The sequence below is a fragment of the Labedella endophytica genome, assembly GCF_003990045.1.
Lineage (GTDB): Bacteria > Actinomycetota > Actinomycetes > Actinomycetales > Microbacteriaceae > Labedella > Labedella endophytica.
The window spans coordinates 253,707-264,453 of the sequence record NZ_RZGZ01000003.1 but is presented as its reverse complement, the minus strand read 5'-3'; the positions used below and the strand labels follow the sequence as shown (position 1 = coordinate 264,453).

The 10,747-nt window shown below is 69.2% G+C and carries 11 protein-coding genes; 4 read left to right on the top strand and 7 right to left on the bottom strand.

What is annotated here, in order from left to right; translation table 11 throughout:
• Window positions 1–68: 68 nt before the first annotated feature.
• The 7 genes from ELQ94_RS12260 to ELQ94_RS12230 all read right to left on the bottom strand — a co-directional run bounded on the left by ELQ94_RS12260 (window position 69) and on the right by ELQ94_RS12230 (window position 6,139).
• Complete coding sequence (locus ELQ94_RS12260; RefSeq protein ID WP_127050642.1) at window positions 69–878, bottom strand: ComEA family DNA-binding protein; 810 nt, start codon at window positions 876–878, stop codon at window positions 69–71.
• Between the two features lie 7 nt (window positions 879–885).
• Window positions 886–1,383, bottom strand: coding sequence for a hypothetical protein (locus ELQ94_RS12255; protein ID WP_127050641.1), 498 nt, complete (start codon window positions 1,381–1,383; stop codon window positions 886–888).
• Window positions 1,380–2,090 carry a 4Fe-4S single cluster domain-containing protein gene (locus tag ELQ94_RS12250; RefSeq protein ID WP_127050640.1) on the bottom strand — a complete coding sequence of 237 codons (711 nt, stop codon included), beginning with the start codon at window positions 2,088–2,090 and terminating at the stop codon, window positions 1,380–1,382. Before ELQ94_RS12250 ends, ELQ94_RS12255 begins: the two co-directional genes overlap by 4 nt.
• Window positions 2,074–2,295: a DUF2997 domain-containing protein gene (locus ELQ94_RS12245; protein ID WP_127050639.1), complete on the bottom strand. Its 222-nt coding sequence runs from the start codon at window positions 2,293–2,295 to the stop codon at window positions 2,074–2,076. Before ELQ94_RS12245 ends, ELQ94_RS12250 begins: the two co-directional genes overlap by 17 nt.
• A gap of 43 nt (window positions 2,296–2,338) precedes the next feature.
• Entirely contained in the window at window positions 2,339–3,976 is a 1,638-nt protein-coding gene (locus tag ELQ94_RS12240; RefSeq protein ID WP_127050638.1) for an AAA family ATPase, read from the bottom strand.
• Complete coding sequence (locus ELQ94_RS12235) at window positions 3,977–4,846, bottom strand: hypothetical protein (protein ID WP_127050637.1); 870 nt, start codon at window positions 4,844–4,846, stop codon at window positions 3,977–3,979.
• Window positions 4,847–5,068: 222 nt separating this feature from the next.
• Window positions 5,069–6,139: an LLM class flavin-dependent oxidoreductase gene (locus ELQ94_RS12230; RefSeq protein WP_127050636.1), complete on the bottom strand. Its 1,071-nt coding sequence runs from the start codon at window positions 6,137–6,139 to the stop codon at window positions 5,069–5,071.
• Between the two features lie 282 nt (window positions 6,140–6,421).
• Between ELQ94_RS12230 and ELQ94_RS12225 the strand changes: the two genes are divergently transcribed.
• The 4 genes from ELQ94_RS12225 (at window position 6,422) to ELQ94_RS12210 (ending at window position 10,743) form a co-directional block, all read left to right on the top strand.
• A complete protein-coding gene (locus ELQ94_RS12225) occupies window positions 6,422–7,615 on the top strand; it encodes a glycosyltransferase family 4 protein (protein ID WP_127050635.1) in 1,194 nt (397 codons plus the stop codon).
• Window positions 7,616–7,799: 184 nt separating this feature from the next.
• The gene (locus ELQ94_RS12220; protein WP_127050634.1) at window positions 7,800–8,216 is read left to right on the top strand and encodes a GNAT family acetyltransferase; all 417 of its coding nucleotides are present in this window, start codon (window positions 7,800–7,802) and stop codon (window positions 8,214–8,216) included.
• Between the two features lie 344 nt (window positions 8,217–8,560).
• Window positions 8,561–10,237, top strand: coding sequence for an MDR family MFS transporter (locus tag ELQ94_RS12215; protein ID WP_127050850.1), 1,677 nt, complete (start codon window positions 8,561–8,563; stop codon window positions 10,235–10,237).
• Window positions 10,234–10,743 (top strand): MarR family winged helix-turn-helix transcriptional regulator, encoded by a 510-nt coding sequence (locus ELQ94_RS12210; protein WP_127050633.1) that lies wholly within the window; start codon window positions 10,234–10,236, stop codon window positions 10,741–10,743. The genes ELQ94_RS12215 and ELQ94_RS12210 overlap by 4 nt, the downstream gene beginning before the upstream one ends.
• Window positions 10,744–10,747 lie beyond the last annotated feature (4 nt).

Here is a 10,747-nt window from a genome sequence, read left to right as displayed (position 1 = left end):
CACCGTGAAAAGCCGGTATTCCGCACCGATCGGCGAACGATCGGGCCGTGAATCCGCTCCGCGGGGTGTCAGAGATCGACGCGGCGACCGAACGAGCGCGCCCGCCGGGGTCGCGGCGAGCACTCGAGCACGGGCAGCAGCCGCGTCAATTCGTGCGGTTGGAGCGAGGCGACGGCGGAGAACTGCTCCACCGAGCTGAAGCCCCCGAGTCGCTCGCGTTCGGCGAGCACCGCCTTCGCCCGTTGGCGCGTGAAGCCGGGCAAGGCCTGCAGCGCCTTCTGCGTGGCGGTGTTCACGTCGACCGGGGTCGTCGGCAGCGCCTTCTGCCGCGTGTTCGGCGCGGGCGTCCGACCGCGCGATGCTCGCGACGAGCGACCGGACGCCGATGTCCGACCGCCGCTCGGTGTCTCGGCGAGGTAGTCGCTGCCGTCGGTGCCCGCGGCGTCGAGCAGCCCGACAGCCTCGTCGGGGACATCGCGGCCGGATCGGCGCGACGCGGTTCGGCGGCTCCGTGACGGTCGCCCCCGGCCAAGAGGCGAGAGTCCTCGTTCCATCCGGCTCCAGAGCGTTGTCTGCCACGTTCGGTTCGCTGCGATGCCGTGCGCGATCCCGACGACCCACAGCACTCCGCCGAGCACGACGCTCCACGCCCCGAGCGCCTCTGTGGTCTCGATCATGACCGTCGCGACGAAGTACGCGACGCTCGCGGCGATCCACACGGGACGGAGCATCGCGAAACCGATGAACGCGAAACCCAGCCAGGTCGTGACGCCGTTCGGCAGCAGCACGAACACGAGCCAGATGCTCGTGAGTAACAACCACCGGGCGGACGGACCGTCCGGCCCTCCCCACCTCGACGTCTTGAGCGCACTCGTCACCGTGTCGTCACACGTCCTGTCGCACGTTGAGCACCATCGTGACCGTCGAGGCCTCGTCGCGCGTCTCGGAGACGAGCTCGAAGCCGGCCGAATCGGCCTGCGCCCGGATCCGCTCGGCGACAGCCGACTGGACCCGACCGGCGTAGGCGGCGTCGAGGCGGGTCAGGATGTCACGGGCGATGTCCTCGTCCACCGCGATGCCGTCGGCCCTGTCCATGTGGGCCTCCCAGACGTCATCCTCGGTGAGCGTCATCGAGAGGCGGATGTCGTCGATGGTCGCCGTCACCTGCGTCTCACCGGCGACGACGTCGAGGGCTCCGAGGTCGTCGAGCGCGAGCCCCAGGAGCCCACGGTCCTTCATGCGTGTGCGCACGGTGAGGGCGGTACTGGGGTTTCCGGCCCGTCGGCTCTCGTCCCGGGCGCGGTTCGCCGCGCCGAGTCCCGCCCCGCCGGCGAGGGACGCCGCGGCGAGCGCGACGGGGATGAGGAGGATCGTGACACTCATCGGTTCTTCTCCTTCCGGAACGGGGCGTCGGCCCTCACTCCGAGATCGTCGAGCAGGATGGCGAGGGCCGCGTCGTCGGCCCAGCCGTTCACATCGATGCGGCCGTCACGGTCGATCCGGATCTCGACCCGGTCGCGGCCTCCGTCGGCATCGATCCGCGCGACGACGTCGGCGTACGCGGGGCTCAGTGCGCGGATCCCCTGGTTCGTCGATCCGAGCCACGGCCGGATCGCGTCCGGGCGATCGCGCAGGTACGGACCGTCCACGAGCAGGTCGGTGGCGGCGAGCAGGCGCGCGATGTCGTCGCGCTCCGCCGCCCACCCGGTGAGGGCGTCGAGGGTGTACCCGCTGAAGGTCATCACAGTGAGGCCGCGCGCCGCCATGGCCTCCGCGACGACGGCGAGCGCCTCGGCCTGGTCGAAGGGCTCCCCGCCGAGGAGGGTGACGCCCTCCGCGCCGGCCGCCTCGGTCTCGGCGGCGAAACGTTCGGCGAGAGCCGCGGTGTCGTCGAGACGCGCACCCGCCGCGGCCCACAGGTGCGGGTTGAAGCACCCGGGGCAGTGGACGGAGCACCCCTGCGACCACAGGGCCGAGCGGACGCCCGGTCCTTCCGCGGTTGTCGACGCCAGGAAGCGTGACCAGCGGAGCGTCTCCCCCGACCGGCGCTCCGGCACGGGCCGGTCGAGGAGGTCAGCGACCGAGCGCATCGCGGTCCTCCGCGACCACGCCGGCGGAGTCGTCGACCCCGGTGCGGTGATAGTCGTCCGTGAAGGCCGACTCGGTGGTCTCCGCCTCGAGCAGGTTCTCGAGAACGGCGATGTAGTCGAGGCACTCGGCGCCCTGCATGCCGATGGTCTCGGCGTGCACCGTGCCGTCACGTCGCACCTGGACGACGAGTTGCTTCTGCGTCATGCGTTCCTCCTCCATCCGTTGCCGTTCACCAGAACCGTGCTCATCAGAATTCCACCGTGCGGCCGCCGCGGCGCTTCGCGAGGTCGGCTCCCGTGGCCGGGACCCCCGCCTGGGCATCGTCCTGAGCGGGGTCCGCGTCCTCGCTGCCCGTCGCGCGCACGGCCCGGAGCGCCGCCCAACTGCGAATGCCCGCGACCTCCTCCGACTGCGTCACCGCGAGCGGGATCATCGAGGTGATGGCCTTCTCGAGGTCGTCGATCGTAACCGTGCGCCCTCCGGCGAAGGCCTCGTACATCGCCACGACGACCGCTTGCTCGATCTCGGCGCCCGAGTAGTCCTCGGATGCGGCCGTGAGGCGGTCGATCACGCTCGCGTCTGACGCGAGCGGCGCGAGGCCGTTGGCCGGGGTCGCTTGCGACGCGAGCTGGATGCGCCAGATCGCGTCGCGCTCGATTCCCGTGGGGAGATCGACGAAGAAGATCTCGTCGAACCGGCCCTTGCGGAGGAATTCCGGCGGCAGTGCGTCGATGTTGTTGGCTGTCGCCACGACGAAGACGGACTTGGTCTTCTCCTGCATCCATGTGAGGAAGTAGCCGAACACGCGCGCCGTCGTGCCGGAGTCGCCGGATCCGGTGGTGTTCGAGAACCCCTTCTCGATCTCGTCGACCCAGAGGATGCAGGGTGCGACGGCCTCCGCCGTCGCGATCGCCGTACGCAGGTTCTGCTCGCTCGAGCCGACGAGCCCCGCGAAGATCTTGCCGATGTCGAGGCGGAGAAGCGGGATGTCCCACGATGCGGCCGTCGCCTTCGCCGTGAGGGACTTCCCGCAGCCGGGAACGCCCGTGATGAGCACTCCCTTCGGAGCAGGCAGCCCGAAGGCCTCGGCCTCCGCGAGCCAGGAGCCGTCGCGCCGCGACAGCCAGCGCTTGAGGTTGTTGAGGCCGCCCACCTGGTCGAGGTCGATGCCGTTGTCCACGAAGTCGAGCAGACCGGCCTTCCGGACGGTCTGCCGCTTCTCGTCGAGGATGATGTCGATGTCGTCGGTCGTCAGTGCGCCGTCGTCGACCATGGCCCGCGCGAAGGCGTTCTCCGCCTCGGCCATCGTGAGACCGAGAGCAGCCTGCACCATCTTCTCCCGGTCGCCGGTCGACGCCTTGACCCGGATGCGCCCCGAGCCCGACGAGTTGTTGTCGATCATCGTGTCGAGGAGCCAGGAGAGCTCCTTCCGCTCCGGCAGGGGGAACTCCACGAGATTCGTGAGCTTGTCGAGCTCCGGCGGGATCGCGCGAACCGGCGCGGTCACGACGAGTGCCCGGCCGAGGTCGCCGTGCCGGAACTCCAGCACCGCCTCGCGCACCTTCCGGATGATGCCGGGGTCCCCTGGCCGGCCCTCCGACCCGAAGTACGCGTGCAGGTCGCAGAACACGAACACGGCGTTCTCGGTGACGGTCTGCGCATGCTCGAGCGCGCGGGACGGATTGGTCGTGTTCGAGATGATCTTCGACTCGGGCGACACGAGTCCCGTCGCGGACGACCATGTCCACACCTGACGCGGGTGCCGCAGCTGCCCGGCGGCGCGGCCGATCTCCTGGATCACCCGCTCCTCCTCGCTCGTCTCGATGTAGAGCAGCGGGAGCCGGGCCTTGAACGCCTGGTCGAGGGTCTTCACGAAGTCGGCCATCTACGGGGTCTCCTGCTCGGTGGGGGGATCGGTCGGCTCGGACGACGTCGTCGGCGTCTCGCCGGGAGTCGGGGTGCTCTCATCGTCATCATCGTAGGAGTCGATGTCGACGACCCAGGCTCCGCGGTCGGCGCTCGATTCGATACTCAGGACGACGACATCGGACGGCGACCACGACTGCCGCTGCTCGATCGGGTCGCTCTCGATGATGAGGGATTCCTCGCCGACCTCGCGCGAATACGCCGTGACGATGAAGACACCGTCGCCGACGAACTCGAAGAGCGCGCTCACGGCGTTGCCCCGATAGACGAGGAGCCTGTTGCCCTGGCCGGAGACGACGTCCGTGATCTCGTCGGCGACGAGTTCCTCGATGCGGAGGATCCACTGCTCGTCAGCCTGGACCCACAGTTCGAGGGTCCCCGCGTAGGGGAACACGACGGAGGGCAGGTCTTCCTGTGGATAGCCGACGCGCAGCGGCCACTCGCGATCTTCGACGGGCAGCTCGGGGTCGATGTCGCCGCTCTCCGTCATCGAGAGCCGGATGTACTCGCCGTCGATCGGAGTGACCTGCAGAGGCGCCGTCGTCACGCCGTCGATCCGGATGACGGCGTTGCCGTTGCCGACGTAGACGTCGGGGTCGTTCGCGTCCGGCTGCGCCTCCGGGAGGTTCTCGTCCTCCCACGGGTAGTCGCTGTAGCCGCCCCCACCAGGCTCGAAGAGTCGGCCGGTGTCTCCGTCGACCGCGAGACGACTGAAGGTGCCGAAGGCGATGAGCGCCATGATGATCGCGCCGGCCGTCCACGAGGCGCCGGCGAAACGCGCGATCGTGCGGCGAGCGCGGTCGGACTGGATGGGCTGTCCCGAACTCACAGCGATCATCTCCCCCGACAGCGTGATCAGGCATCCGCGCGGCGATCACGGGTGCAGGATCACCCTATCGACACGCCGGACCGTCCCGTCATGGGGAGCGCTCCCCACTCCAGGGGTATGGAGTGGGGAGCGCTGGAGGTCGTTCGTCAGGCGGCAACCGGGAGCGCTACCGCGCGCCTCCAGGCGAGGAGTGGGGAGCGCTGGGTGGAGCAGAACGTCAGGTCAGCGGGAGACGAGCTCCGACTCGGCCGCGGCGTCGACACCGAGGAGCTCGCGGACGCGCGGGGCGACCTGCGTGCCGTAGAGGTCGATGCTGTTCATGAGCTGCTCGTGCGGCATCGTCCCGTTCGCGTACTTCAGGTCGAAGCGGTCGAGCTCGAGGATCTTCGCCGTGCGGGCGATCTTCCCGGCGACGGTCTCCGGCGAACCGACGTAGAGGGATCCCTCGGGAGCGGCCTCCGCCTCGAAACGGTCGCGCGTGATGGGGGGCCATCCGCGGTCGCGGCCGATCCGGTCGAGCAGCACGCGGTAGTGAGGCCACAGCTCCTCGCGGGCCTGCTCGTCCGTGTCCGAGACGTGTCCGGGCGAGTGCACGCCGACGGGGGGCAGCGGGTTGCCGAACTGCTCGAGGGCCTGCTTGTAGAGCTTCACGAAGGGGGCGAAGCGGTGCGGCTCTCCGCCGATGATCGCGAGCATGAGGGGAAGGCCGTAGTGCGCGGCGCGCACGACGGACTCGGGGCTTCCGCCGACGCCGATCCACGTCTTCAGCAGGCCGTTCTCGACGGGCGGGAAGACAGACTGGTTCGACAGCGGAGCGCGCGTGTTGCCCTGCCACGTGATGGGCTTCTGCTTGCGCACCTCGGTGAAGAGCTGCAGCTTCTCCTCGAAGAGCTCCTCGTACTGCGTGAGCTCGAAGCCGAAGAGCGGGAAGGACTCCGTGAACGAGCCGCGGCCGAGGATCACTTCGGCGCGTCCGTTGGACACGGCGTCGAGGGTCGCGAAGCGCTGGAAGACGCGGATGGGGTCGTCCGAGCTGAGGACCGTCACGGCCGTGCCGAGGTGGATCCTCTCCGTCTGCGCGGCGATCGCCGCGAGGAGGACCTCGGGGGCGGAGACGGCGAAGTCCTCGCGGTGGTGTTCGCCGATGCCGAAGTACGCGAGACCCACGCGGTCGGCGAGCTTCGCCTGCTCCACGAGGTTCCGGAGAACCTGGGCGTGCGGCAGCAGGTCGCCCTGAGCGTCGACGCTCACGTCTCCGAAGGTGTCGAGTCCGAGTTCGAGGTTCTTCGTCATGTCGGTTGCGTCCGTCCTATCCACTGGTGTCCACTGGCTTCCAATCCATTCATCTGAATGTATTGGCTCATGTGGGTCAACGGCAGCCCCCTCGGCGGTATTCCCAGACCGCCTTTCTCGGCACGACACGGGATCGTCACTGCGGCCTTCCCTTTCTTCGCGCCCCGTCGCTCCGTCCGGCACTGCACGATATCGATCTCGGACACGGGATCGTCACTGCGGCTTCACCTCCCGTCTCCCTCGTGCTCACCGCTCCGTCCACGTCACGCGGGACCATCGAGTATGCGGATCGCGATGGTCGCCGAGTCCTTCCTCCCTCACATGAACGGGGTGACACACTCGCTGCTGCGTGTGATGGAACACCTCACCGAGCGCGGCGACGAGATGATCGTCATCGCCGCACGCAGCGGTAGGCTCACGCCGGCCGAACACGCGGGTGTGCGCGTCGATCAGGTTCCCTCCTTCACGCTCCCCCGGTATCCGAGCGTGCGCGTTGCGCCAGGGGGCTCGCGCCGCCTCATGAACACGCTCGAGCGGTTCCGCCCGGATGTCGTGCACCTCGCGTCCCCCTTCGTGCTCGGATGGCGCGGCCTCCTCGCCTCCCAGGCGCTCGGGCTGCCGACCGTCGCGGTCTACCAGACGGAGATCCCCGCCTACGCCGCGCGCTACGGCATCCCGTACGCCGAGGAGCTGCTCTGGCAGCACGTCGACCGCATCCACTCCGGGTCGACCCTCACGCTCGCACCCTCGAGCGCCGCGATCCGCCAGCTCGAGGAGCGCAGCATCGACCGTGTGCGCCTGTGGGTGCGCGGTGTCGACTCGGAGCGGTTCGATCCGTCGAAGCGGTCCGAGGCCTGGCGCCGGGCGATCGCCCCGAACGGCGAGCGCCTCATCGGTTACGTCGGGCGCCTCGCGGCCGAGAAGCAGCTCGAGGACCTCGCGGCGCTCTCCTCCGTGCCGGGCACCCGGCTCGTGATCGTGGGAGACGGCCCGCTCGCGCCGGCCCTCAAGCGGCAGCTGCCCGACGCGCACTTCGCCGGCTTCCTCGGAGGAGAGGACCTCGCCGTCGCCATGGCGAGCCTCGACGTCTTCGTGCACCCCGGCGAGTCGGAGACGTTCTGCCAGACGATCCAGGAGGCGATGGCCTCGGGCGTGCCCGTCGTCGCGACGGGGCGCGGCGGCCCCGTGGACCTCGTGGACTCGAGCCGCACCGGCTGGCTCTACACCCCCGGCAACCTCGACGAGATGGCCTCGGCCGTCCGCGACCTCGCCGGCGACGACGGCAAGCGCGCCGCCTTCGGCCGCGCCGCGCGCGAAGCCGTGCGCACCCGCACGTGGAAAAGCGTGACGGGAGCACTCGTCGGCCACTACAGCGACGCGATCGAACTCGCCTCCGGCACCTCCCCCCTCCCGGGCTCCCCCCTCCACACCCCTCGCCTCCAAACCCCCCGCCGCCGCCGCACGAGCCGCCCCTAAGCAAGGGGCTACTCCCGAGCGAGGGCTACAGGTGCGCCTGTAGCCCTCGACACACACCTACCGCCCTCGGCCCGCCCCGCCCCCTCCCTTCTCCAAGCGAGGGCCTTCGAGCCGACGTGGCGCCCTCCGCGGAGTCGATGTCCCACGGAGCACATACCGCTTCGGCGAGTGATTGACTGAGCTGATGCAGATCCGGTCCTTCCAGGCTTCCGATACCGAGGCCGTCATCGCGCTGTGGCATGCGTGCGAACTGACACGACCCTGGAACGACCCCCACCGCGACATCGAGCGCAAGCTCACCGTGCAGCCCGAGCTCTTCCTCGTCGGCACGATCGACGATGAGCCCGTCGCGAGCCTCATGGCGGGGTACGAGGGGCACCGCGGCTGGCTCAACTACCTCGCCGTCTCCCCGTCGCATCGAGGGGAAGGCTTCGGCCGGGCCCTCGTGCGCGAGGCGGAAGTGCGCCTCGAGGCTCTCGGTTGCCCGAAGATCAACCTGCAGGTGCGCGCGGGAAACGACGCGGCCCTCGGCTTCTACGCCGCACTCGGCTACGAACCCGACGGCTCGATCAGCATGGGTCGCCGCATCATCCCCGACTGACGCACACTCGCCCTCTCCCCACACCTCCTGCTCCCCCGACACCCTCGCACGCCCGATCGGATCGCACGCCCGATCGGGTCGCAGGTCGGTGAGCGCTACTGATCTAGCCGAGGGCTACGGATTCGTGTCGCGCTCGGCGATAGCTGTAGCGCACGGCGCTCGTGATCGTGACGAAGAACGGAGGGCGACCGAGCGACCCCGAAAGCATGACGGAGGTGTATAGTTGACCGTTGCCAACTATTACCGGGAGTCACATGTCACGCGGAGACGTTGCGCGGAAGCGCAGCACGAACACATCACCCTCAGCCACCACGGCGGCGCCGGACGGCTCGCCCGACGGCTCGATGACCCACCGCCAGGTACTCCAGGCCCTCTCCGGCCTCCTGCTCGGCATGTTCGTCTCGATCCTCGCCGGAACGGTCGTCTCGACCTCGCTCCCGCTGATCATCTCGGAACTGAAGGGCGACCAGTCCGCATACACCTGGGTCGTCACGGCGACCCTCCTCGCGACCACCGTGTCCACTCCCCTGTGGGGCAAGTTCGCCGACCTCTTCAACCGCAAGCTGCTCATCCAGCTCGCCCTCGGGCTCTTCGTCCTCGGCTCCGCGGCTGCAGGCTTCGCGCAGAACACCGACTGGCTCATCGTCTTCCGCGTCTTCCAGGGCCTCGGCGGAGGTGGCCTCGCGGCGCTCAGCCAGATCATCATGGCCGACATCATCAGCCCGCGTGAGCGCGGTCGCTACGCCGGTCTCTTCGGTGGCGTCATGGCCGTGGGCACCGTGGGCGGACCGCTCCTCGGCGGCCTCATCACGGACGCGTTCGGATGGCGCTGGAACTTCTTCGTCGCGCTCCCGGTCGCGATCGTCGCCATCATGCTGATCCAGTCGACGCTCCACCTGCCGAAGCGCGCCAAGCGCAAGGTCACGATCGACTACGCCGGAGCCGTGCTCATCGCCGGCGGTGTCTCCCTCTTCCTCATCTGGATGTCGATGGCCGGCAAGCAGTTCGACTGGATGTCGCTCGAGACCATGATCATGGTGACCGGTGCGATCGTGCTCCTCGCCGTGGCGGTCGTGGTGGAGCTCAAGGCGAAGGAACCGATCATCCCGCTGTCGATGTTCCGCAACCGCACCTTCACCCTCGCCGTGATCGCGAGCATCTCCGTGGGCGTCTCGATGTTCGGCACCGCCGTCTTCCTCGCCCAGTACATGCAGCTCGCTCGTGGCGCGACCCCGACGCAGTCCGGTCTCCTCACCATCCCGATGATGGCGGGCCTCCTCATCGCCTCCGCGTTCTTCGGCTCGCTCATCAGCAAGCGCGGCAAGTGGAAGGCGATCATGGTGACCGGTGGCGTGCTCGCCGTCGTGGGCACCTCGCTCCTCAGCACGCTGCACTACGACACGCCTTTCGTGCTCGTCGCGATCTACATGTTCCTTCTCGGGGCGGGGATCGGCATGCTCATGCAGAACCTCGTGCTCGTGGTGCAGAACTCGATCGAGGTGCGGAACCTCGGCGTCGCGACGAGCGCGGTCACGTTCTTCCGCAGCCTCGGCGGCACGGTCGGCGTCTCGGCCCTTGGCTCGATCCTCGGCACCGTCGTCGCGCAGAGCATCAAGGACGGCATCGCCGACCTCGCTCCCGAACAGCAGGTGGTCGCCGCCCAGGCCCTCGCCGGCGGCACGATCCCGCAGGTGAACCAACTCCCCGAGGCCGTCCGCATCGTCGTCGAGAGCGCCTACGGCACGGGCGTCGGCCAGGTCTTCCTCTGCAGCGTGCCGCTCGCGATCATCACCCTCATCGCGGTCGCGTTCCTGCCCAACGCCCACCTCGGTACGATGAACGCGGTGCAGCGCCACGGCGACGCATCGAAGACCGAGCTGGAACGCGAGATCGACGTGGCGGAGGACAGGCTCATCAGCACCTCGACCGCCGCCGTCGCTCTGCCGCCCGTGGGGCTCGCCCGCCCGAACGGCGTGGAAGCGACCGACCCGGAGACCGGCGCGGGAGGCCGAGAGCGATGACGACGCCCGAGGTCGACGGCGGCACCACGCGCGATGACGGGGCCCCGACCCCGCTCACCGAGGTCGAGGAGCAGATGGGGATCCTCGCCGCGAAGATCCGCACGAGCATCCGTGACGCGGCAGCCGCCGTCGACCCCGGGCTCCAGCCGTTCGGGCTCAAGCTGCTCCGCATCGTCGAGCGCCTCGGCCCGATCCATGCGGGTGCCGCCGCCGACATGCTCGCCGTCGACCGAACGGCGATCAGCCGCCAGTCGCGGCAGCTCGAGGACCTCGGCCTGGTCTCCACCCGGTCGGACCCGGAAGACCGCCGGGCGCGTTTCATCGAACTGACCGACGAGGGACGGCGCCGCCTCGCGAACCTGGGACCGACCGGCTTCTCGTCCCTCCAACGCGTGCTCGGCGAGTGGGAGGACGAGGACCTGCACCGATTCGCGGGGTACCTCGCGCGGTGGATCCACGATTGGGAGGCCCTCGAAGCCGAGGACGGGCGGGACGCAGCCGTCTGATTGA